Below are 22,534 nucleotides of genomic sequence, written 5' to 3' on the forward strand. Positions count from 1 at the left end.
CGAAGAATGTGGCAARGCTGTTAGACACGGTCATTGCCATCAAGGCGTCAAGACTCTGCAAAAAGCAGTATTGGCATACGAGCCGGTATGGGCAATTGGAACGGGTAAGACAGCCAGTCCGGAATGGGCACAGGATGTTCACGCATTTATGCGCCAGCGAGTCGCCAAACATGACCGCGAAACCGCAGAAATGCTGAGAATACTTTACGGGGGCAGCGTAAAAGGTAATAATGCTGCACCATTATTTGCAAAACCCGATATTGATGGCGGATTAATCGGTGGGGCATCACTTGACCCCGATCAGTTTGTCACAATATGCGAGGCTGCAGCATCAACACATACAGGTTAACAAAATAAATGGATGCTTTGATTCTGCTGGTACATATGGCTGTATCAGTGATTTTAGTTGGTTTGATTCTGATTCAACACGGTAAAGGCGCAGACGCCGGTGCAGCAGCATTGGGCGGTGGTAGTGCTAGCCTGTTTGGCAGCCGTGGCTCTGCGTCTTTTCTAAGTCGCAGCAGCGCCGTTCTGGCCACTGTATTTTTTATTACCAGCCTGACTCTGGCGTATTTTGCCGGTGCAGGTGATCGACCAGATCGAAGCATCACAGAGTCTGTGACGATTGAAGAAACAGCTCCAGCTGATTTGCCTGAATTTCCTTGATAAAATCTTAAGTAATTGCCGACGTGGTGAAATTGGTAGACACGCTATCTTGAGGGGGTAGTGCCTTATGGTGTGCCGGTTCGACTCCGGCCGTCGGCACCAAAATATAAACCCGCCCTGTTTTTTCAGGGCGGGTTTTTTTTATGCATGAAAAACAGACAAATAGGACATGACAAAAAATTTGCTATAGTGCATGGGTATTTGAGCCGCTAATACGGGTGGCTATCAAAGCTCAACAGGCACTGGAGTTTGTTGCCACTGATTCGCTGAAATCGATCTGGACTCAACAATGTTCACCACCCTTAAACGATTGCTTGAGGATAAATACACAAAAATCAGCGCGACCGCTTTTGCCGGGGCTTTGAGAATTGCACTGCTTTACGGCGTCTTCGCCAGTCTTTGGATAATTTATTCGGACAGGCTGTTGGTGATGATAGCTGGCGATGACATTGCCAGGCTGGCCATGATGCAGACATGGAAAGGACTGTTTTTTGTCAGCATCACCATGCTGCTTGTTTTCTGCTTGGTCAAGCAGCTACTGAATGCTAAAAATCGCCTGATTACTCAGATTAGAGATAAGCAGCAACGAGTTGACTTGATTCTCAATGCCGCACCATCTGGCATCCAGGAATGCAGTGTGACAGGTGTGATTGGCTACGCAAATGAAACACACCATCAACTACTCGGCTATCCCCCGGGTTCTCTTGTGGGCAGGGAAGTGTGGGACTTTATTGCTGACCAGGATGGATTGCATGCGCTCAGGGCCAAATTCAAATTGGCTATTGCTGAGCAACCAATTCCACGGCCGTTTGAAGTAGATATCCGTAACCAGCAAGGTGAACGACTCACGGTGGGTTTGACCTGGGATTACACACGTGATCAACAAGGTGCTGTGAGCGGCTTTATTTGCGTGGTGTCTGATGTGACTGAGCGCAAGCATCAGGAAGAAAAAATTCTCGAGTTGGCGCTATACGACAGTCTTACCAAACTTCCCAATCGTTTCCTTTCGCTCGATAGAATCAATCAGTTGGTGTTGGAAACAGGGCGGCGCGAGCAAGTGATAGCGGTGTTGTTTCTTGATTTGGATAACTTCAAAAAGGTCAACGATTCATTTGGCCATGAGGCCGGCGACAAATTACTGGTGGAGGTAGCCAATCGACTGCAGCAGTGTCTTCGAGAGGCTGACACCGTGGGCAGGTTGGGCGGTGATGAGTTCATTATTCTGCTCAGTGGGCTCAGGCAATACACCGATGTGACGCATATCGTTGAAACGGTGTTGAATGCGATTCGAGAGCCATTTGTGGTTGAGGGTTGTGAATTACAGCTGAGTGCCAGTATTGGGATTGCGCTTTATCCTGATGACGCCGATTCAGCTTCCGAATTGTTACGCAATGCAGATATGGCCATGTTTCATGCCAAACAGGCAGGCAAGAACAACTTCGTTTATTTCACCGCTGAGATGAATGATCAGGCTGCACGCAGAATGCTGATTGAACAGCATTTGCAAAATGCTTTGGAAAAAAATGAGCTGCACTTGCAGTTTCAACCTCAGGTTGATCTGACAAATAATCGCATGATAGGTGCTGAGGCACTGTTACGCTGGCAATCCAGATCGCTGGGTTCTGTGTTACCTGATGAGTTTATTCAGGTTGCTGAACAGACAGGCTTGATCATTGAGATTGGCCGTTTTGTGATTGATAACGCGTTGATGCATGCTGCAAAGTTTCAGCAAATCAAGCCGGAGTTTCGGCTGGCGCTGAATTTGTCACCTTCACAGTTCCGGGATCGTGGGCTGACTGGTTTCATTAAATCATGCATCGAACGCTATCAGCTGGCACCCGGAACACTGGAATTCGAACTTACCGAGGGCGTGCTATTGACCGCCAGCACTGAGGTTATCGGTTTGCTCAAGGAGTTGAGTCAGATAGGGGTTCGCATTGCCATGGATGACTTCGGAACAGGCTATTCATCGCTGAGCTATCTGCGTCGCTATCCATTTTCGGTCTTGAAAATCGATCGTAGTTTCATTGCGGACATGACCTGGGATAAAGCGGATCTGGAGTTGGTAAATGCCATTGTCGCCATGGCCCACAGCCTCGGACTTCAAGTCATTGCCGAAGGGGTTGAAAGTCGCTCACAGCTACGGCAGTTGCGGCAGATTGGTTGTGATGCGGCGCAAGGTTATTTATTTAGCAAAGCGGTTGATGCTGAAAAACTGTCAAAACTGATGGTTCAAGCTGAAATGATGCTCACGGAAGTTTAGTCGCTGTCAGTTTGATGTCCGCTTGGCTGACAAGCGGAAAGCATTACCCAAAAGGTCGACCCCTCTCCCAATCGGCTTGAAAAGCCTAATTCACCGCCCATCAGCTTGACCAGTTCAGCGCTGATGGCAAGACCAATGCCGGTACCCTCAATCTTGCTGTTTGTTTTGTCGAGGCGGTTAAAAGGTTCAAAAATCCGCTTTTGCATTTTCTCACTGATACCATCACCGCTGTCTTGCACTGATATCCTGACCTTGCCATCTGGTTGAGTTGTCACCCTGAGGGTGATTGTTCCGCCAGGACGGTTGTATTTACAGGCGTTGGAAAGCAGATTGAGTAACACTTGCTTGAGTTTTGTGTAATCAGCATAGACATGACAATCATCAGCGACATCAATTTCAGTAGTAAAACTTAGTCCCAGCGTTTGAATCTGCACATTCAGCATTGGATACAGGCTTCCCAGCAGTTCTTGTGGGCTGACAGCCTCGAGTGACAGTAACATTCTGCCACTCTCGATACGAGCCAGATCCAGCACGTCGTTAATCAGTGCCAGCAGATGTTCACCGGCATCATGAATCATCTCAACAGATTCACGCTGATTAGCATCAAGCTTGTCCATTTTCAATAATTGAGAGAAACCAATAATCGCATTCAGCGGGGTTCTGAGTTCATGACTCATCTTGGCCAGAAAATCACTTTTTGCCTGATTGGCTTCTTCCGCAGCCTCCTTGGCGGCAATGAGTGCTTGTTGATAGCTGTGACGTTCTGATATGTCACGAATCACGCCGATGAAATATTTTTGATGACTAAAAGTCATCGGCGTGACGTTAAGCTCGATGGGAAACAAGTGTCCGTCTTTATGACAACCTTGCAAGCTACGGACTTTGTGAATGATTTTACGCTCATGAATTTCCGAGTGGCGCACGTAATGATCGTGTTCCACGCGCTCATCAGGTGGCAGCAATATTGAGACATTATTGCCGATCAACTCATCGCTGGCGTATCCAAACAATCGAGTAATGGCTGGGTTTGTCATGACAATCATGCCGCGATTGTCGATAGTCACAAAGCCATCGTCAGTTTGATTGATAATGGCGTCACGTTGATGCAACGAGGACATCTGGTGTTGATGTTTGCGTCGATAAAAAAACAGGGCAATCAAGGTAATGGCAATCACAAACACGATGCTGATGGTCACGCTAAGCAATATCGAGCGATAGAGTTGATAGACTTCAGCCGCCTCGGTTTCTGTGACAACGCCCATGCCTAATGAGTTATCCCAACGCCACGCACCAATAACATCAACACCTCGATAATCACGGTAGCCCTGCAAGTTGATGCCAGACTGGCCCTGACTCAGGGAGACAGCCATTTCGGTGAGCGCATTCTGTGCATCTGTGTCAGCCCACTTCGGATCATTGACCACAAGGTTCAGTGCTGCGTGTGGCTGCCGAGGATTCAGCAAACCACTATTACGAAGTTGTTGATCATATTTGCTGGCCGTTAACAGAAGCCCATCGCTATTAATAGCGTAGGTGTGACCTGTTTTACCGATTTGATTGTGATGAAAGGCAGGTAGAAATATCAGATCAGGATCCAGTTCAAAACTTAACAGAGCCACTGTTCTGCCATGTTCATCACGCACAGGAGACAGAATCATCATCGTGGCTATGTTTTCAGTCAGCCGGCCACGCTTGTCTGGCCAGGGCCTTCCGGATTTGAATGGTGGCGTGACTACTGTTCTGCCATGCCATGCCTGACTCAGTAGATTGTCGGGTAAGCGAATTCTTGCCTGTCTTCTGACATCGTGCCCCGGGCGTGACAATATGACGTTGCCATGGCGATCAATCAAGCGATAGTCGCGATAGTTTTCGATACCGCTGACAGCCGATAAACTGGCTTGAGCGTTGCTGATCTGCGTCTTGCTGTCTGAAGATTGCTGATTGCTGGCAGCCAACGCAGCGGCCTGGATCAATGGATTTTCTGCCCAGTAACGGGCGAGGGTTTGATGTTTTTCCAGCGATTGCCGGGCCTGATGTATCGAGGCTTCCAGTGTAGCGACCAGACGATCTTCAACATCGGTTTGAATCAGCTTGAACAGATAGGTCGCAGCAATGCTTGCGCAAGTAATTGCTGCAACAATGACAAGTACCGCAAGCCCTGCGGGACTGCCAAAAAATCTGAACAGTTTCTTCATGATGAGAAATCCGAAAGCACTCAGCCTGAGCAGAATGGTGGGTGTCTGTACCGGCTCGGGAGTGATGGCGTGTGTGCCACATGCGGGTAAAAACAAATAAGTGAAATTTTCCCATATTTCATATGGCTATGTCGATTGGCATCATAGGGCCGTGTTGTGCGAAATAATCTGAAAATAAGCTGTATTGCGCCTTCTATTTAATGGCCTGAGCGTGTACCATCAACCGCTGTGGACGATGAACTGTTCTGGTGCATCCGACTCCATTGATGAAACTTAAATTTCTAACTTCTTGAAAGGCTGGCAGGAACGGACATGCTGGAGAGTTATCTCCCCATTCTGTTGTTTATCATTCTGGGCACTGCGTTTGGTGTTGTGCCGTTATTAGCCGGTTATATTCTGGGGCCTCGCCGACCCGATGAAGAAAAGCGCTCAGCCTACGAATGCGGCTTTGAGCCTTTCGAAGACACTCACGGCAAGTTTGATGTCCGCTACTATCTGGTAGCTATTCTGTTCATCATTTTCGATCTGGAAATCGCATTTCTCTTCCCCTGGGCTATTGTGCTGGATGAAATTGGCGTGTTTGGCCTGCTGGCGATGTTCCTGTTTCTAGGCATTCTGGTGGTTGGCTTCATCTATGAATGGAAGAAAGGTGCACTGGAATGGGAATAGAAGGTGTACTTGAAAAAGGGGTGATCACCACCAGCGCTGATCAGTTGATTAACTGGGCGCGCACCGGCTCGTTGTGGCCAATGACCTTTGGACTTGCCTGTTGTGCGGTAGAAATGATGCATGCAGGCGCATCCCGATATGATCTGGATCGCTTTGGCGTGGTGTTTCGTCCCAGCCCGAGACAGTCTGATGTCATGATTGTCGCCGGCACACTGGTCAACAAAATGGCACCCGCGCTACGCAAAGTCTATGACCAGATGTCAGAACCTCGCTGGGTGATTTCAATGGGATCCTGTGCCAATGGCGGCGGCTACTATCACTACTCTTATTCGGTAGTACGTGGCTGTGATCGTATTGTGCCGGTTGATATTTACGTTCCGGGTTGCCCACCGACAGCAGAAGCATTGTTATACGGCATCATTCAGCTTCAAAAGAAAATACAGCGCACCAGCACTATCGCAAAACCGGCAGGGCAGGGCTAAACCGGCATGCTGGAGAGTCTCAAATCCAAACTGCATCAGACGCTTGAAGCTGCACTGCTTGAGGCAGAACTGGCATGTCAGGAGCTGACACTCTATGTCGATGCGACGCAGATAAAAGAGGTTTGTCTGAAACTGCGGGACGAATTTGGCTTTAGTCAGCTAATCGATCTGTGTGCGGTGGATTACGCTGATTACGGTGGCAGCGCTTGGGAAACCACGCAAGCCAGTGAACATGGTTTCAGTCGGGCCAGTCAGATCGACGAATTTACAGAGAGTGAAACGGGCGGCATGCGCTTTGCCGTTGTTTACCACCTGCTATCAATAGATAAAAATTTACGGTTACGACTCAAGGCTAACTTGCCCGCTGAATTGCCGATTATCGACAGTGTGATATCGGTGTGGCGAAGTGCTGACTGGTTTGAGCGGGAAGCTTATGACCTGTTGGGGATTTTGTTTGATGGTCATCCAGATTTACGCCGTATTCTGACTGATTACGGTTTTGTCGGTCACCCGCTACGTAAGGATTTTCCGTTAACAGGCTATGTTGAGATGCGTTACGACCCTGAGCAAAAGCGCGTGATTTACGAGCCTGTCTCGATAGAGCCTCGCATTCTGGTGCCTCGAGTGATTCGTGATGATAATCGCTACGCAACAGGTGAAAAATAGCGTGAACAGCATCGACACAAAACTCCTGCTGAAATGCCGTCAGGCACCTGTGTCACAGTCGCTGTCCGACCGAGGAATTGACGGTCATGGCTGAAATTAAAAATTACACACTCAATTTCGGTCCACAGCATCCAGCTGCGCATGGCGTGTTGCGCTTGATTCTGGAAATGGATGGTGAGGTGATCGAACGTGCCGATCCCCATATCGGCCTGCTACATCGTGGCACTGAAAAACTGGCCGAATCCAAACCGTTCAATCAAAGCATTGGCTATATGGATCGGCTCGACTATGTGTCGATGATGTGTAACGAACACGCCTATGTGATGGCGATTGAAAAGTTAATGGGAATCGAGCCACCGATCCGTGCGCAATACATCCGGGTCATGTTTGACGAGATCACGCGCATTCTCAACCATCTGATGTGGCTGGGCGCGCATGGTCTGGATATCGGTGCCATGACCATCTTCCTCTACTGTTTTCGTGAGCGGGAAGACTTGATGGATTGCTATGTAGGCAGTCTCAGGCGCTCGAATGCATGCCACTTACTATCGTCCCGGTGGTGTTTATCGTGATTTACCGGCAAGCATGCCCAAATATCAGGCATCCAAGTGGCACAGCCAAAAAGAAGTTGATCGGAAGAATGCCAATCGACAGGGTTCGATGCTCGACTTTATCGAGGATTTTTGTCAGCGGTTTCCCAAATGCATCGATGAATATGAAACTCTGCTGACCGATAATCGTATCTGGAAACAACGTACTGTCGGCATCGGCGTCGTGTCACCAGAACGCGCTTTGCAATTGGGCTTTACCGGGCCGATGCTCAGAGGCAGTGGCATTGAATGGGATCTGCGCAAGAAGCAACCTTACGAAGTATATGACCGGCTGGATTTTGATATTCCGGTAGGCACCGAGGGCGATTGTTACGATCGCTATCTGGTCAGGATTGAGGAAATGCGCCAGTCAACGCGTATCGTTCAGCAATGCATCGACTGGCTGCGGGTGAACCCGGGCCCGGTGATTATCGACAATGCCAAAGTCGCACCGCCAAGTCGTGCGGCCATGAAAGATGATATGGAAGCACTGATTCATCACTTCAAATTGTTTACCGAAGGCTATTGTGTACCCGAAGGCGAAGTCTACAGCGCGGTAGAACATCCCAAGGGTGAGTTTGGTATCTATCTGGTTTCTGATGGCGCCAATAAACCCTATCGGGTCAAGATTCGCGCTCCGGGTTTTGCCCATCTCTCGGCGATGGACGAGATGGCTCGAGGTCATATGCTGGCAGACGTGGTGGCGATCATCGGCACCATGGATGTTGTGTTTGGTGAGATAGATCGATGACCGAAATGCAAGTGACCGGACCAGCAGAACAGTTGTTTAACGAGCAACTGCGTTATCGTCTTGATAACTGGATCGCCAAATATCCGGTCAACCAAACTCAGTCAGCCCTGATTCCTTGTATGCATCTTATTCAGGATGCAAATGGTGGCTGGCTCAGCGATGACTTATTAAAAGCGCTGGCGGTGTATCTGGATTTGCCCTTCATCAGCGTGATGGAAGTGGCGACTTTTTACACCATGTTTGAACTGTCGCCAGTCGGGCAACACAAAATCAGTGTGTGTACCAATATTTCCTGTCAGCTATGTGGCTCTGAAGCAATTGTTGAACACTTGCAGCAACGTTTGGGCGTTACGCTGGGCGAGACCACAGCGGATGGCAAGTTCACGTTGAAAGAAGTCGAGTGTCTGGGAGCATGCTGTGGTGCGCCGATGTTGTTGCTGGACAAGCAATACCACGAATTTCTGACACCGGAAAAAGTAGACGAGCTGCTAGAGGGAATCAAATGACCCAGCAGAATATGGTGTGTTTTCGAACACTGCATCTGGAGCAACCCTGGTCGTTCGAGTCCTACCGCAAGGTGGGCGGCTACAGCGTGCTCGAAAATATTCTCAAGGAAGCAGTTCGACCTGAACACATTATCGAACAGATTAAAAATTCTGCCCTTCGCGGCCGAGGCGGGGCGGGTTTTCCGACAGGCTTGAAGTGGAGCTTTATGCCACGCAAAGTCCCTGGTGCCAAATATATCGTCTGTAACTCCGACGAGGGAGAACCGGGCACCTGCAAGGATCGGGATATTTTGCGATTTAATCCGCATCAGGTCATCGAAGGCATGATTATCGCAGGCTATGCGATTGGCGCAGAAACCGGATACAACTACATTCGTGGTGAGTTTTTTGAGCCGATTGAACGTTTTGAACAGGCCATCGCCGAAGCCCGCCGTGCCGGATATCTCGGCAAAAATATACTGGGCAGTGGCTTCAATTTCGAACTTTATACCCATCCTGGTGCTGGCGCTTATATCTGCGGTGAAGAAACAGCCTTGCTCGAATCACTTGAAGGCAAAAAAGGTCAGCCGCGTTACAAGCCGCCATTTCCGGCTGGCTATGGTTTATACGGCCGTCCGACCACGATCAACAACACGGAAACATTGGCTTCTATCCCGGTGATATTGCAACACGGTGCGGACTGGTTTCATGAGTTGGGAACACCCAATAATGGCGGCAGTAAAATCTTCTGCATGTCTGGCCATGTCAACAAGCCGGGTAACTATGAAGTACCCCTGGGAACACCTTTTGCCACACTGCTGGAGTTGGCGGGAGGCGTTCGAGATGGGCATCAATTAAAAGCCGTCATCCCCGGTGGCAGCTCAACCCCTGTTGTGCCTGCGGATGTCATGATGCAAGCTGCCATGAGTTACGACGGCATCAGTAAGGCCGGCTCCATGTTGGGCGCAGGGTCGGTCATCGTCATGGATGACAGTACCTGTATGGTCAAAGCGCTGGAGCGCATTGCCTATTTTTACTACGAAGAGTCCTGTGGCCAGTGCACACCCTGCCGAGAAGGCACTGGCTGGCTTTATCGAGTGGTCAAGCGTATTGAAGCCGGTGAGGGTCGTCAGGAAGATCTGGATCGGCTGGTGGAAGTTGCCAGCAATATCAACGGCAATACCATCTGTGCTCTCGGAGAGGCTGCAGCGGCGCCAGTCATCAGTTTTATCAAGCACTTCAGGGAAGAGTTTCAGTATCACATCGACCATAAACGCTGTATGACAGACAGCCCCATGTTCCAGAAAGCAAGCACATGGTAAATATTGAAATTGACGGTATTCCGCTGAGCGTTGACTCCAGCAAGATGATCATCCAGGCCGCTGATGAGGCCGGGGTGGATATTCCTCGTTTCTGTTACCACAAGAAGTTGTCCGTAGCGGCGAACTGCCGGATGTGTCTGGTTGAAGTCGATGGCTCGCGTAAGGCATTGCCAGCCTGTGCCACGCTGGTTTCAGAAGGCATGCAGATTCGCACTCAGTCAAAAATTGCCCGTGATGCGCAACGCGCGGTCATGGAGTTTTTGCTGATCAATCATCCGCTGGATTGCCCGATTTGTGATCAAGGCGGTGAGTGCGAGCTGCAGGACATGTCGATGGGCTACGGCGCGGGTGTCAGCCGCTTCAGTGAACGCAAACGCGTGGTGCCGGATAAAAATATCGGCCCTTTGATCCAGACCGATATGACCCGCTGCATTCATTGCACCCGCTGCGTACGTTTTGGTCAGGAAATTGCCGGCATCAAAGAGCTGGGAGCCACCGGCCGTGGTGAGCATATGGAGATTGGCACCTATGTCGAACACAGCCTGGTATCGGAACTGTCAGGCAACATCATTGATTTGTGTCCTGTAGGGGCGCTGACTTCCAAACCGTTCCGCTATAAGGCCCGCGCCTGGGAAATGACGGCCCATCCGTCGGTGGCGCCACATGATGCAGTGGGCTCCAATATCGAAGTGCATGTCCGACGTAATGAAGTCATGCGTGTGGTGCCTCGTGATAATGAAGACTTGAACGAATCCTGGATTTCCGACCGTGACAGGTTCAGTTATCTAGGGCTGAACCATCCTGAGCGTTGTCTAAAACCGCTGATAAAAATACAAGGTCAATGGCAAGAGACCGACTGGCAGACGGCACTTGAATATGCCGTGGAAGGATTAAAATCAGTCAAGGCAAAAAATGGTGCCGATCAGATCGCCGGACTAATATCGCCAACAGCCACCACAGAAGAAGCTTATTTGTTCCAGAAATGGCTGCGTGGACTGGGAACCGACAATATTGATCATCGCCTGCGTCAGCAGGACTTTGCAGATGATGCCTGTGACTACAGTTTGCAGGATTGGGATCTGTCAGCTCTGAGCCGCAGTGATGCCATTGTGATGCTGGGCTGTTCGGTACGCAGTGAACAGCCGATTATTGCCCACCGTATTCGCCAGGCAAATCTGCGAGGCGCTGCGGTTTTTGATATCAACTTTGTTCGTCACGAACTGTTTATGCCAGACGTGCATCAGCACGCCGTGTCCCCCAAGGCCATGATGCAAATGCTGTCTGGCATCGTGAAGTCCTTGTTGCCGCTGGCCAAGGACATTGATACCAGCGACTGGTTACCTTTGCTGCCTGATAGAAGCCCAACGGCTGCCGAACAGAATGTTGCGATGCAGTTAAGTAACGCCGATGAATCGGTGATCTTGCTCGGCGAACTGCTGGAACAACATCCTCAAGGTGCAAAATTTCGCAAGCTGGTCAGTTTGATCTGTCGCTTGACCGGTGCAAAACTGGTCTGGCTACCCACGGCAAACAGTGTGGGGCATTGGCAGGCCGGCGCAATCCCCAGACCTAAAGCCAGTGAAGCCGTACCGCTTAATGCTTTGAGTATGTGGCAACAATCCTGTCGTGCCTATGTGTTGTTTAATGTTGAACCCGAGCTGGATTGCATCAACCCTTCTTTGGCGATGTCTTCACTGCAACATGCCAGCTTTGTAGTGCAAATCAACAACTTTGTCACAGAACAGATGCAGTCCTACGCCGATGTAATCTTGCCACTGGCGGCTTTTACCGAGACATCCGGCACATTTATCAGCATCAACAAGGAATGGCAGACTTTCACAGGCGCCGTGGCTGCCAAGGGTGACAGCCGTCCCGGTTGGAAGATATTACGGGTGCTGGGCAATTTGAGTCGACTTTCAGATTTTGAATATGTGTCATCAGAAGAAGTCCTCAGTACACTGAAAACCGAACTGAGAATTCAGCCGCATGGAGAACAGCAAACCTATCTGCCAGAGGATCTGCTGCTCGACAAAGGTTTGACCTATATTTCCGAGGTGCCTTCCTATCGTTGTGATCCGCTAGTGCGTCGCAGTATCGCCCTGCAACAAACGCCGGAAATGCAGGATCTGACCACCGTTAAAATTCATCCCGAGCTTGCGGAAAAACTGAGTCTGCAAGACGGACAGCAAGTGCTGCTTTCACAAAATGACCAACAGCATGCCCTTGAACTCAGACTGGATGAAACGATAGCTCACGATTGTGTTTACCTGCCAGCGACTACCTCGGTCAGTGCCCGGCTAGGGGCTGGTATGACAGGCGTTGAAATCAAATCGGCCGGGAGCCTGACATGATGGAAGGCTTGCTGTATCTGGCTCCCATCATCGGCAAGATTTTGCTGATTGTGATCATCCTGATGATGGCAGTGGCCTATTTGACCTTGGCAGAGAGAAAAGTCATTGGCTACATACAGCAACGCATTGGACCCAACAGGGTAGGGCCGAGGGGCCTGCTGCAACCGTTAGCTGACGGTTTGAAACTGGCAATGAAAGAAGTGATTTTCCCGGCCAGATCCAATCTGTATTTGTTTGTACTTGCACCGGTCATGGCAATTGCACCGGCATTGGCCGCCTGGGCAGTTATTCCATTTGACGATGGCATGGTGCTGGCGAATATCAACGCCGGTCTACTGTACATTCTTGCCATTACCTCGGTCAGTGTTTACGGCGTGGTGATTGCTGGCTGGGCCTCCAATTCCCGTTATGCCTTTCTTGGCGCAATGCGTAGTGCCGCGCAGGTGGTTTCTTACGAAATCGCCATGGGTTTTGCGCTGGTAGGCGTGCTGGTCGCAGCCGGTAGCCTGAACCTTGGCGAGATCGTTATGGCTCAGCAAGGCGGTTTTCTCTATTGGTACTGGCTGCCTTTACTGCCGTTATTTGTCATCTACTTTATTTCCGGTGTGGCCGAAACCAATCGTGCGCCTTTTGATATGGCGGAGGGGGAGTCGGAAATCGTCGCCGGTTTCCATGTTGAATACTCGGGCATGGCGTTTGCGCTGTTTTTCCTGGCCGAATATGCCGACATGATCCTGATATCCATGCTTGCTGCTTTGCTGTTTATGGGCGGCTGGTTATCGCCTTTTGAAGGCATACCTGTCCTCGAGTCCATGTTTTCCTGGGTACCGGGCATCGTTTGGTTGTTGTTGAAAACAGCCATGTTCCTGTTTATCTATCTGTGGCTTCGAGCGACTTTTCCACGCTATCGCTATGATCAAATCATGCGTCTTGGCTGGAAGATTTTTATTCCTGTGACCCTGGTGTGGATTGTAGTGGTGGCAACCGCCAAGGTATTTGAATGGGGCCCCTGGTTCAGTCAATCGGGGGGAATTTGATGCGTTCTGTAAAACATTTCTTTAAAAGTTTTCTGCTGTGGGAGTTACTACAGGGTCTGCGTCTAACGGGGCGTTATCTGTTTTCCCGTAAAGTCACAGTGCAATATCCAGAAGAAAAAACGCCTCAATCGCCAAGATTTCGTGGTCTGCACGCCTTGCGCCGATATCCCAATGGAGAAGAGCGTTGTATTGGCTGCAAATTGTGCGAAGCCGTCTGTCCGGCCTTGGCGATCACCATCGAAACCGAGCCGCGGGAAGATGGCTCTCGCCGCACAACCCGTTATGACATTGATTTGTTCAAATGCATTTACTGCGGTTTTTGTGAAGAGTCGTGCCCGGTGGATTCAATCGTCGAAACGCGAGTGTTTGATTATCACTTCGAAAACCGAGGCGAGAACATCATGAGCAAACAACAATTACTGGCAATCGGTGACAAGTATGAGTCACAGATCGCTGCGGACAGGGAGGCCGATGCGCCTTATCGTTAGGCCGGAACTATAAGATGGAAAAACTGCTGTTTTACTGTTTTGCCGCAATTTTACTGTTTGCCGCCACCATGGTGATCACTGTGCGTAATCCGGTGCGTGCTGCCTTGTTTCTGGTATTGGCCTTCTTTACCAGTGCGGCGATCTGGCTGATGTTGCATGCCGAGTTTTTGGCGATTGCGCTGGTCCTGGTCTATGTCGGAGCGGTACTTGTACTGTTCTTGTTTGTGGTCATGATGCTGGATATTGATCTGGTGCCACTCAAGGAAGGCTTTACCCGCTATTTACCGCTGGGCATTTTGGTGGCGCTGTTGATTGTGGTTGAGATGATCGCAGTATTGGGTGTCAGCAACTTCGGCCTGGAGCAGGTCGCTGCACCGCAAATCGATGAATCTGTCAGCAACACCCGGCGATTGGGTTTGCTGCTCTATACCGAATATGTCTATCCGTTCCAGTTGGCTGCGGTGATTTTGACCGTAGCCATTGTCGCCGCCATCATGCTGACCTTGCGCAGCGGTACGCGTAAAAAACAGGATGCCGGTCAGCAGGTAAAAGTACAAAAAGCCGATCGTTTGCGAGTGGTCAAAATGGCCTCTGAGCAGACAAAATCGAGCAAGGAGTCTGAGCAATGATCGCCTTGTCGGATTTCCTGATCCTCGGGGCGTTACTGTTCAGTCTGTCGGTGGCCGGAATTTTCCTTAACCGTAAAAACATCATCATATTGCTGATGTGCATCGAGTTGATGCTGCTGGCAGTCAATCTCAATTTTCTGGCCTTTGCCTATTTTCTGGATGATGCTGCCGGTCAGGTGTTTGTCTTTTTCATACTTACCGTGGCAGCTGCGGAAGCTGCGATCGGCTTGGCGATTCTGGTGGTGTTATTCAGAAATCTCAGCACTATCAATGTCGATGAAATTGGCCGGTTAAAGGGGTAAGGGATGCATTCCAGCCTGCTATTATCGATTGTTCTGGCACCACTGTTCGGCAGTATTCTGGCGGGAGTGTTTGGCAAGCAAATTGGTCGTGAATGGTCACATCGCGTGACCATTGCCGGTGTGGCGATTGCCTTCTTGTTGTCACTATGGGTGCTCAAACTGGTAGTAGTCGACGGTGCCTACTTCAATGCCTCGATTTATCGCTGGTTGCAGGCCGGGCCGCTGACGTTGGAAATCGGCTTTTTGATTGATACCTTGTCCGCCATCATGATGGTGGTGGTGACGTTTGTTTCGCTGATGGTGCATATCTACACCATCGCCTACATGCAGGACGATGACGGCTATTGCCGCTTCTTCAGTTATCTGTCGCTGTTCACCTTTTCAATGCTGATGCTGGTGATGGCCAACAATTTCCTGCAACTGTTCTTCGGCTGGGAAGCGGTTGGCCTGGTGTCCTATCTGCTGATTGGGTTCTGGTTCAAAAAGCCCACTGCTATTTACGCCAACATGAAAGCATTTCTGGTCAATCGTGTGGGTGACTTCGGTTTCTTATTGGGCATTGCCGCGGTGTTGATGTATTTCGGCAGTCTTGATTATCAGACTGTATTCAACCAGGCGCCGATGTTGGCGGATCAGCAGATCAATATCTGGGGCAGCAGTCAGTGGTCACTGATGACGGTGGTGTGCATTTTGTTGTTCATCGGCGCCATGGGTAAATCAGCACAGGTACCTTTGCATGTCTGGCTGCCTGATTCGATGGAAGGTCCGACACCGATTTCTGCACTGATTCACGCTGCGACCATGGTCACGGCCGGCATATTCATGGTGGCAAGAATGTCACCCTTATTTGAGTGGTCAAGCACCGCATTATCCTTTGTGCTGGTGGTGGGTGCGGTGACGGCTTTGTTTATGGGCTTGCTTGGTTTGGTGCAAAACGATATCAAGCGTGTCATTGCTTATTCAACGCTGTCTCAACTCGGTTACATGACAGTGGCTTTGGGTGTTTCAGCCTATGCCGCCGGTATTTTCCATTTGTTTACCCACGCCTTTTTCAAGGCACTGCTGTTTCTGGCCGCAGGTTCAGTGATTGTCGCTTTGCATCATGAGCAGGACATTCGCAAGATGGGCGGACTTAAACAATATTTACCCATCACTTATTGGACCAGCTTGATAGGCACGCTGGCATTGATTGGCTTTCCGGGCTTGTCAGGCTTTTTCTCCAAGGATGCGATTATTGAAGCGGTCCATGCCTCAACCATTCCGGGTGCTGGCTTTGCTTTGTGGGCGGTGATGATTGGTGTGTTTGTCACGGCTTTATACAGTTTCCGTCTGTTCTTCCTGGTGTTTCATGGCAAACCACGCTTTGACGCGCATGGGCATCCACCCCATGAGTCACCTCAATCGATTACCGTGCCGCTGATCCTGCTGGCGATTCCATCCGTGCTGGCGGGTTATTTGATTGGCGAAATTGTTTATGGTGACTTTTTCAATGGCGTGATTACGGTGATGCCACACAACGATGTGTTGGCTACGGCGGGTTATCACGGACTGCTCGGTTTTGTGCTGCATGGTTTGACAGCCTTGCCAGTCTGGCTGGCACTGGCTGGTGTGTTGACGTCCTGGTGGTTGTATATCAAGCGACCAGAGCTTCCAGCACAGATCCAGCAACGTTTCTCAGGCATTCATAAGGTTCTGGAAAACAAATACGGTTTTGACAGTTTTAATGATCGTGTTTTTGCGGGTGGTTCGCGTGGACTAGGCAGGCTGCTGTCCAATGCGGGTGACCGGGTAATGATTGACGGGGTGGTGGTGAACGGCACTGCTAGGCTGATCAACCTGATCGCCCGGCTGGGTCGGCACATACAAACCGGCTATCTATACCACTATGCGTTTGCCATGATCCTGGGGGTGTGGCTGCTGCTCACCTGGTTTGTGAAAGGGTAGCGGGGCCATGACCTTAACAGATTTACCAATGCTAAGCCTGCTGATCTGGTTGCCAATCTTCGGTGGCTTGATATTGCTGATGATGCCCGGCGAGCATCGAGGAATCCGAACTGTCGGACTGCTCACGGCGCTACTGACGTTTGTATTGTCATTGTTGCTGATTGCCGGTTTTGACAGCCAAACCTATGAAATGCAGTTTGTTGAGCGACTGTCCTGGGTGCGGGCATTCAATATCGAGTATTACCTGGGCATCGATGGTTTTTCCATGCCATTGATTGTCTTGACCACATTCTCAACCTTGCTGGTAGTGATCGCGGCCTGGGAGGTTATCAAGGATCGGCTGCATTACTATCTGGCTGCTTTCTTGATCATGGAAGGCATGATGATTGGCGTCTTTTCGGCGCTGGATGCCATCCTGTTTTACGTGTTCTTTGAAGCGATGTTGATACCACTGTTTCTGGTCATCGGTATTTGGGGCGGCCCCAACCGGGTCTATGCCACCATCAAGTTTTTTCTGTATACCTTCCTTGGCTCGGTGTTTTTGCTGTTGGCATTGTTGTATTTGCAATTTCAGACAGGCAGTTTTGCCATTCCTGATTTTCACGCGGTGCCACTGACGCTGAACCAGCAAATCTGGTTGTTTTTGGCATTTTTGATTGCTTTTGCCGTAAAAATACCGATGTGGCCAGTGCATACCTGGCTGCCTGATGCTCACGTTGAAGCACCTACCGGTGGTTCGATCATTCTGGCTGCCATCACGCTGAAAATTGGCGGCTATGGCTTATTGCGTTTTGCCTTGCCAATCACACCGGATGCCAGCATGACGCTCGACTGGTTGGTCATCATGCTGTCTCTGATTGCCGTGGTTTATATCGGCTTTGTTGCCTTGGCTCAAACCGATATGAAAAAGCTGATTGCCTATTCGAGTATTGCCCATATGGGCTTTGTCACACTGGGCCTGTTTATCGTGTTTCGCATTTTTGCCAACACCAATAATGGCTATGGTGAAGTGCTGGCGATTGAAGGCGCCATGGTTCAGATGATTTCTCACGGCTTTATTGCTGCTGCCATGTTCCTCAGTGTGGGCGTGTTGTATGACCGCATGCACAGCCGTGATATCTATGCCTATGGCGGCGTAGCCAATCGCATGCCTGTATTTACCGCATTTGCCGTATTTTTTGCCATGGCCAATGCAGGGTTACCTGGCACTTCTGGTTTTGTCGGCGAATTTATGGTCATTCTGGCGGCGTTTCAGGCTAACTTCTGGTATGCCTTCCTGGCAGCAACCACATTGATCATCGGGGCCGCTTATACGCTGTGGATGATCAAGCGAGTATTTTTTGGTGAGATTGCAAATGAACAGGTCGCGGCTTTGCAAGATGTGAATCGACGAGAGTTCTTAATGCTGGCTACGCTGGCGGCCATTGTGCTGTTGATAGGTGTCTGGCCAGATCCCTTGTTGTCGGTGATGCATGCCTCAGTAGAAAATTTGCTGACCCAACTGGCACAAAGCAAGCTGTAGAGGACTGATAATGCCATTTTCGCTCACCAATCCATCTTATGCCTTGCCCGAAATGCTGATGTTGGGCTTTGCCTTGGGCTTGTTGTTGTTTATTGCCTTCACCGGCAAAGAAAAAATGAACTGGACCTTCGCGCTGACTCAATTGTCACTTTTTGCGACGGCACTGGTGATTGTTCTATCCATGGGCGAGCAGGGGCTGGCCTTCAGTGACACCTACATCAAAGATTCACTTTCTGACGTACTCAAACTCAGCATCTGTCTGATCAATATGCTGGTACTGCTATATAGCCACGATTACCTCAAAGATCGTGGTCTGCAGCAGGGCGAGTTTTATGTGCTGGTATTGTTTGCCACGCTGGGCATGATGGTATTGGTGTCCGCATCACATTTTCTGACCTTGTATCTGGGGCTGGAGCTGATGTCGTTGTGTCTCTATGCATTGGTCGCGATGCACCGTGACTCGTTTATTGCCACAGAAGCAGCGATGAAATACTTCATTCTCGGTGCGATTGCCTCGGGCATGCTGCTGTATGGCATGTCGATTATCTATGGCGTGACAGGCAGCCTGGCGCTGGCAGATATTGCTGTGGCAATTGATAGCGGCATGCTCAACAACACCGTGCTCAGTTTTGGTCTGGTGTTTATTGTCATCGGCGTGGCATTCAAGTTTGGCGCGGTGCCTTTTCATATGTGGTTGCCAGATGTCTATCAGGGCGCACCGACAGCGGTGACACTGTTTTTGGCCGCAGCCCCAAAAGTCGCCGCTTTTGCGATGTTGATTCGACTGATGGTTGATGGCTTGGGCGGCGTGCAGGATGCCTGGCAGGACATGTTGATCATGCTGGCGGTACTGTCGATGATTGTCGGTAATCTGGTTGCAATTGCGCAGACCAATCTGAAGCGAATGCTGGCTTATTCAACCATTTCGCATGTTGGTTTTTTATTGCTGGGGGTACTGTCCGGAACAGCTGAGGGATATGCAGCCTCAATGTTCTACACCTTGATCTACGCGCTGATGACGCTGGGTGGTTTTGGCATGATTCTGCTGCTCAGCAAGCAGGGTTTTGAAGCTGAGGAAATTGCCGATTACAAAGGACTGGGCAAGACACAACCCTGGTATGCACTGATGATGTTGATCTTGATGTTTTCCATGGCCGGCATCCCGCCACTGGCAGGTTTCTATGCCAAGCTGACGGTGATTAAGGCCGTGGTCGATGTCAACCTGATCACGGTCGCGGTAATTGCAGTACTGATGTCGGTCATTGGTGCCTACTATTACCTGAGAGTCATCAAAGTCATGTATTTTGATGCACCAGAACAACAGCTTACCGTGCAGGTTTCGGCCCCAGCGCGTATCATGTTCAGCTCGAATGTTTTATTGGTGCTGGGACTGGGCCTGTTCCCGGGGTCGCTTCTGGCAATTTGTGTCACTGTTTTGAGTTAATCATGTCTGTAGCTGCGTTATTGTTGTTGTGGTTCGTGCTGGCCAGTTTGCCTTGGGTCAATGAGCGAACCTTTGTTGTCATCAAAGTCAACACGCCCAAGTCCGCCTGGATTCGTCTTGGCGAGGTAGTGGTTTATTATTTTGTGGCCTTGATGGTCGCAGCAGGTTTTGAGCAACGTTTTTCCGGCAATATCTACCAACAAGACTGGGAGTTTTTTGTGACGACTCTGTGTCTGTTTCTGGTGTTGGCAGTTCCTGCCGTGGTCTACCGTCATCAATGGTTGCCCGAACAACAGAAACAACGTTAGCGCATTTCTCAGGGCCAGGCGAAGCAAAACTATCGCCCAGAGCCGATACACTCCCATCCTGACTAGCCTGTTAGCGCACTCATGGATTGGGGGATGCACAGACCGTCATTCTGGTTTAGAATTGGCGGGTTTAACTCCTTGCTGATGACAATCATCGCTTTTTGACAATCTACAGAGAACAGGATTTATGGCTGCTTCCGATCTATCCAAATACCGCAATATCGGTATCTTCGCCCACGTTGATGCCGGTAAGACCACCACGACTGAACGTATTCTTAAACTGACCGGTAAAATCCACAAGACTGGTGAGGTTCATGAAGGTGAATCCACCATGGACTTCATGGAACAGGAAGCAGAGCGCGGCATTACCATTCAGTCTGCTGCTACCACTTGTGCCTGGAAAGGCCATCGCCTGAACGTTATCGATACTCCGGGTCACGTTGACTTCACCATTGAAGTTTATCGTTCACTGAAAGTACTCGACGGCGGTATCGGCGTATTCTGCGGTAGCGGTGGTGTAGAGCCTCAATCAGAAACCAACTGGCGTTATGCCAACGACTCTGAAGTATCGCGTCTGATCTATGTCAACAAGCTGGATCGTATGGGTGCTGATTTCTTCCGTGTTGTGAAGCAGGTCGAAGATGTTTTGGCTGCCACGCCACTGGTGATGGTGCTGCCTATCGGTATCGAAGATGAGTTCAAAGGTGTGGTTGACCTGCTGACCCGTAAAGCCTGGTACTGGCCTGATGAAAAAGATGCTGAAAACTTCAGCATTGAAGAGCCACCAGCAGAGATGGCTGATCAGATCGAAGAATGGCGTGAAAAACTGATCGAGACTGCGGTTGAGCAGGATGACGATCTGATGGAACGCTACCTGGAAGGTGATGAGCCTTCAATCGAAGAGCTGAAAAAATGCATCCGTAAAGGTACATTGGAACTGGCCTTCTTCCCGACCTACTGCGGTAGCTCGTTCAAAAACAAAGGTCTGCAACTGGTGCTGGACGCCGTTGTTGATTACCTGCCTGACCCGACTGAAGTCGATCCACAACCAGAAGTTGATCTGGAAGGCAACGAAACCGGTAATGTCGCCAAAGTTGAAATCAATGCACCACTGCGCGCACTGGCATTCAAAATCATGGATGACCGTTTCGGCGCGCTGACTTTCGTCCGTGTTTACTCGGGCGAACTGCGTAAAGGCGACACCATTCTTAACACCTTCACAGGCAAGACTGAGCGTGTAGGTCGTATGGTGGAAATGCACGCAAACGATCGTAACGAACTGGATTATGCGCACGCCGGTGACATCATCGCTATCGTTGGTATGAAAGATGTGCAAACCGGTCACACCCTGTGTGACCCGAAAAACCCGGCCACACTGGAACCAATGGTCTTTCCGGATCCCGTTATCTCTATCGCCATCGCGCCTAAAGATAAAGGCTCTGCCGAAAAACTGGGCATCGCGCTGGGCAAAATGATCAAAGAAGATCCTTCGTTCCGTGTTGAAACTGACGAAGACAGTGGCGAAACCATCATGAAAGGCATGGGTGAGCTGCATTTGGATATCAAAGTCGACATCCTCAAGCGTACTCATGGCATCGACGTTATTGTCGGTGAGCCACAAGTGGCCTACCGTGAAACCATCACACAGCGAGTTGAAGACAGCTACACCCACAAGAAACAATCGGGTGGTTCTGGTCAGTTCGGTCGTATTGATTACATCATCGAACCAGGTGAGCCAGGCAGCGGTTTCCAATTTGAATCCACTGTTACCGGCGGTACCGTGCCTCGTGAATACTGGCCTGCAGTTGAAGGCGGTTTCAAGAAGATGATGGGGCGTGGTGTTCTGGCTGGCTTCCCGCTGCTGGACGTTAAAGTTAACCTGTTTGATGGTGCTTTCCACGCCGTTGACTCATCAGCAATCGCGTTTGAACTGGCAGCGATGGGCGGTTTCCGTCAATCCATTCCTAAAGCCGGTCCGCAACTGCTTGAGCCAATCATGAAAGTTGACGTGTTCACGCCAGATGACAACGTCGGTGATGTTATCGGTGACTTGAATCGTCGTCGCGGCATGATCAAATCTCAAGATGCTGGCGCTACTGGCGTTCGTATCAAAGCTGAAGTGCCACTGAGCGAAATGTTCGGTTATATCGGTACGCTGCGTACCATGACTTCTGGTCGTGGTCAGTTCTCAATGGAATTCCTGCACTATCTGCCATGCCCACGTAACGTGTCAGAAGAAGTTATCAAGGAAACCAAAGAGCGCGAAGCCGCTGCCAAGAAATAAGCAGTCAGCGTTAAAGCTTGTAAAAAAAGGGGCGATTTATCGCCCCTTTTTTTGTGGCTGAAAATTGTCCTTAACCCTTCATATCACTGTATTCAAGTCATGAATTGACTGAGCATTTGATAGCGGTCACAACTTA

19 protein-coding genes, 1 tRNA gene and 1 pseudogene are annotated in these 22,534 nt (G+C 50.0%); 20 read left to right on the forward strand and 1 reads right to left on the reverse strand.

Annotated elements, in window-relative coordinates; translation table 11 throughout:
- The 4 genes from MPL1_RS06075 to MPL1_RS06090 form a co-directional block, all read left to right on the forward strand.
- On the forward strand, window positions 1-349 hold a 349-nt coding region (locus MPL1_RS06075; protein ID WP_009726246.1), incomplete at its 5' end, for a triose-phosphate isomerase.
- Window positions 350-357: 8 nt separating this feature from the next.
- A complete protein-coding gene (secG, locus tag MPL1_RS06080) occupies window positions 358-666 on the forward strand; it encodes a preprotein translocase subunit SecG (protein ID WP_009726247.1) in 309 nt (102 codons plus the stop codon).
- A gap of 17 nt (window positions 667-683) precedes the next feature.
- Window positions 684-768, forward strand: a tRNA-Leu gene (locus tag MPL1_RS06085).
- Between the two features lie 187 nt (window positions 769-955).
- Entirely contained in the window at window positions 956-2,929 is a 1,974-nt protein-coding gene (locus MPL1_RS06090; RefSeq protein ID WP_009726248.1) for a putative bifunctional diguanylate cyclase/phosphodiesterase, read from the forward strand.
- Here the strand turns inward: MPL1_RS06090 and MPL1_RS13235 are convergent.
- Window positions 2,926-5,124 (reverse strand): ATP-binding protein, encoded by a 2,199-nt coding sequence (locus tag MPL1_RS13235; RefSeq protein ID WP_009726249.1) that lies wholly within the window; start codon window positions 5,122-5,124, stop codon window positions 2,926-2,928. The two genes, MPL1_RS06090 and MPL1_RS13235, sit on opposite strands and share 4 nt — an antisense overlap.
- 312 nt (window positions 5,125-5,436) lie before the next feature.
- Between MPL1_RS13235 and MPL1_RS06100 the strand changes: the two genes are divergently transcribed.
- The 16 genes and pseudogenes from MPL1_RS06100 (at window position 5,437) to fusA (ending at window position 22,398) form a co-directional block, all read left to right on the forward strand.
- The gene (locus tag MPL1_RS06100; protein ID WP_009726250.1) at window positions 5,437-5,793 is read left to right on the forward strand and encodes an NADH-quinone oxidoreductase subunit A; all 357 of its coding nucleotides are present in this window, start codon (window positions 5,437-5,439) and stop codon (window positions 5,791-5,793) included.
- Window positions 5,784-6,275, forward strand: a complete 492-nt coding sequence (locus tag MPL1_RS06105) for a NuoB/complex I 20 kDa subunit family protein (protein ID WP_009726251.1) — start codon at window positions 5,784-5,786, stop codon at window positions 6,273-6,275. Before MPL1_RS06100 ends, MPL1_RS06105 begins: the two co-directional genes overlap by 10 nt.
- 6 nt (window positions 6,276-6,281) lie before the next feature.
- Window positions 6,282-6,941 (forward strand): NADH-quinone oxidoreductase subunit C, encoded by a 660-nt coding sequence (locus tag MPL1_RS06110; RefSeq protein WP_009726252.1) that lies wholly within the window; start codon window positions 6,282-6,284, stop codon window positions 6,939-6,941.
- A gap of 86 nt (window positions 6,942-7,027) precedes the next feature.
- A pseudogene (locus MPL1_RS06115) lies at window positions 7,028-8,282 on the forward strand (NADH-quinone oxidoreductase subunit D).
- The gene (gene nuoE / locus MPL1_RS06120; protein WP_009726253.1) at window positions 8,279-8,788 is read left to right on the forward strand and encodes an NADH-quinone oxidoreductase subunit NuoE; all 510 of its coding nucleotides are present in this window, start codon (window positions 8,279-8,281) and stop codon (window positions 8,786-8,788) included. Before MPL1_RS06115 ends, nuoE begins: the two are co-directional and overlap by 4 nt.
- Entirely contained in the window at window positions 8,785-10,089 is a 1,305-nt protein-coding gene (nuoF, locus tag MPL1_RS06125; RefSeq protein WP_009726254.1) for an NADH-quinone oxidoreductase subunit NuoF, read from the forward strand. The genes nuoE and nuoF overlap by 4 nt, the downstream gene beginning before the upstream one ends.
- The gene (gene nuoG / locus MPL1_RS06130; protein WP_009726255.1) at window positions 10,083-12,440 is read left to right on the forward strand and encodes an NADH-quinone oxidoreductase subunit NuoG; all 2,358 of its coding nucleotides are present in this window, start codon (window positions 10,083-10,085) and stop codon (window positions 12,438-12,440) included. The genes nuoF and nuoG overlap by 7 nt, the downstream gene beginning before the upstream one ends.
- Window positions 12,437-13,477, forward strand: a complete 1,041-nt coding sequence (gene nuoH / locus MPL1_RS06135) for an NADH-quinone oxidoreductase subunit NuoH (RefSeq protein WP_009726256.1) — start codon at window positions 12,437-12,439, stop codon at window positions 13,475-13,477. The genes nuoG and nuoH overlap by 4 nt, the downstream gene beginning before the upstream one ends.
- The gene (nuoI, locus tag MPL1_RS06140; RefSeq protein ID WP_009726257.1) at window positions 13,477-13,965 is read left to right on the forward strand and encodes an NADH-quinone oxidoreductase subunit NuoI; all 489 of its coding nucleotides are present in this window, start codon (window positions 13,477-13,479) and stop codon (window positions 13,963-13,965) included. Before nuoH ends, nuoI begins: the two co-directional genes overlap by 1 nt.
- Window positions 13,966-13,979: 14 nt before the next feature.
- Window positions 13,980-14,594: an NADH-quinone oxidoreductase subunit J gene (locus MPL1_RS06145; protein WP_009726258.1), complete on the forward strand. Its 615-nt coding sequence runs from the start codon at window positions 13,980-13,982 to the stop codon at window positions 14,592-14,594.
- Window positions 14,591-14,896 carry an NADH-quinone oxidoreductase subunit NuoK gene (nuoK, locus tag MPL1_RS06150; RefSeq protein ID WP_009726259.1) on the forward strand — a complete coding sequence of 102 codons (306 nt, stop codon included), beginning with the start codon at window positions 14,591-14,593 and terminating at the stop codon, window positions 14,894-14,896. The genes MPL1_RS06145 and nuoK overlap by 4 nt, the downstream gene beginning before the upstream one ends.
- A 3-nt stretch (window positions 14,897-14,899) precedes the next feature.
- Window positions 14,900-16,840, forward strand: coding sequence for an NADH-quinone oxidoreductase subunit L (gene nuoL, locus MPL1_RS06155; protein ID WP_009726260.1), 1,941 nt, complete (start codon window positions 14,900-14,902; stop codon window positions 16,838-16,840).
- 7 nt (window positions 16,841-16,847) lie between these two features.
- Window positions 16,848-18,362 (forward strand): NADH-quinone oxidoreductase subunit M, encoded by a 1,515-nt coding sequence (locus MPL1_RS06160; protein WP_009726261.1) that lies wholly within the window; start codon window positions 16,848-16,850, stop codon window positions 18,360-18,362.
- A gap of 10 nt (window positions 18,363-18,372) precedes the next feature.
- Window positions 18,373-19,806, forward strand: coding sequence for an NADH-quinone oxidoreductase subunit NuoN (nuoN, locus tag MPL1_RS06165; RefSeq protein ID WP_009726262.1), 1,434 nt, complete (start codon window positions 18,373-18,375; stop codon window positions 19,804-19,806).
- 2 nt (window positions 19,807-19,808) lie between these two features.
- Window positions 19,809-20,114, forward strand: a complete 306-nt coding sequence (locus tag MPL1_RS06170) for a DUF2818 family protein (RefSeq protein ID WP_009726263.1) — start codon at window positions 19,809-19,811, stop codon at window positions 20,112-20,114.
- A gap of 187 nt (window positions 20,115-20,301) precedes the next feature.
- Window positions 20,302-22,398, forward strand: coding sequence for an elongation factor G (gene fusA / locus MPL1_RS06175; RefSeq protein WP_009726264.1), 2,097 nt, complete (start codon window positions 20,302-20,304; stop codon window positions 22,396-22,398).
- The last annotated feature ends 136 nt before the right edge of the window (window positions 22,399-22,534 follow it).

The organism is Methylophaga lonarensis MPL, from assembly GCF_000349205.1.
GTDB lineage: Bacteria > Pseudomonadota > Gammaproteobacteria > Nitrosococcales > Methylophagaceae > Methylophaga > Methylophaga lonarensis.

What these genes read in the sequence shown, in the direction of transcription:
- secG (WP_009726247.1), top strand. Translation starts at nt 358, where the DNA reads ATGGATGCTTTGATTCTGCTGGTACATATGGCTGTATCAGTGATTTTA.
- MPL1_RS06090 (WP_009726248.1), top strand. Translation starts at nt 956, where the DNA reads ATGTTCACCACCCTTAAACGATTGCTTGAGGATAAATACACAAAAATC.
- MPL1_RS13235 (WP_009726249.1), bottom strand. Translation starts at nt 5,124, where the DNA reads ATGAAGAAACTGTTCAGATTTTTTGGCAGTCCCGCAGGGCTTGCGGTA.
- MPL1_RS06100 (WP_009726250.1), top strand. Translation starts at nt 5,437, where the DNA reads ATGCTGGAGAGTTATCTCCCCATTCTGTTGTTTATCATTCTGGGCACT.
- MPL1_RS06105 (WP_009726251.1), top strand. Translation starts at nt 5,784, where the DNA reads ATGGGAATAGAAGGTGTACTTGAAAAAGGGGTGATCACCACCAGCGCT.
- MPL1_RS06110 (WP_009726252.1), top strand. Translation starts at nt 6,282, where the DNA reads ATGCTGGAGAGTCTCAAATCCAAACTGCATCAGACGCTTGAAGCTGCA.
- nuoE (WP_009726253.1), top strand. Translation starts at nt 8,279, where the DNA reads ATGACCGAAATGCAAGTGACCGGACCAGCAGAACAGTTGTTTAACGAG.
- nuoF (WP_009726254.1), top strand. Translation starts at nt 8,785, where the DNA reads ATGACCCAGCAGAATATGGTGTGTTTTCGAACACTGCATCTGGAGCAA.
- nuoG (WP_009726255.1), top strand. Translation starts at nt 10,083, where the DNA reads ATGGTAAATATTGAAATTGACGGTATTCCGCTGAGCGTTGACTCCAGC.
- nuoH (WP_009726256.1), top strand. Translation starts at nt 12,437, where the DNA reads ATGATGGAAGGCTTGCTGTATCTGGCTCCCATCATCGGCAAGATTTTG.
- nuoI (WP_009726257.1), top strand. Translation starts at nt 13,477, where the DNA reads ATGCGTTCTGTAAAACATTTCTTTAAAAGTTTTCTGCTGTGGGAGTTA.
- MPL1_RS06145 (WP_009726258.1), top strand. Translation starts at nt 13,980, where the DNA reads ATGGAAAAACTGCTGTTTTACTGTTTTGCCGCAATTTTACTGTTTGCC.
- nuoK (WP_009726259.1), top strand. Translation starts at nt 14,591, where the DNA reads ATGATCGCCTTGTCGGATTTCCTGATCCTCGGGGCGTTACTGTTCAGT.
- nuoL (WP_009726260.1), top strand. Translation starts at nt 14,900, where the DNA reads ATGCATTCCAGCCTGCTATTATCGATTGTTCTGGCACCACTGTTCGGC.
- MPL1_RS06160 (WP_009726261.1), top strand. Translation starts at nt 16,848, where the DNA reads ATGACCTTAACAGATTTACCAATGCTAAGCCTGCTGATCTGGTTGCCA.
- nuoN (WP_009726262.1), top strand. Translation starts at nt 18,373, where the DNA reads ATGCCATTTTCGCTCACCAATCCATCTTATGCCTTGCCCGAAATGCTG.
- MPL1_RS06170 (WP_009726263.1), top strand. Translation starts at nt 19,809, where the DNA reads ATGTCTGTAGCTGCGTTATTGTTGTTGTGGTTCGTGCTGGCCAGTTTG.
- fusA (WP_009726264.1), top strand. Translation starts at nt 20,302, where the DNA reads ATGGCTGCTTCCGATCTATCCAAATACCGCAATATCGGTATCTTCGCC.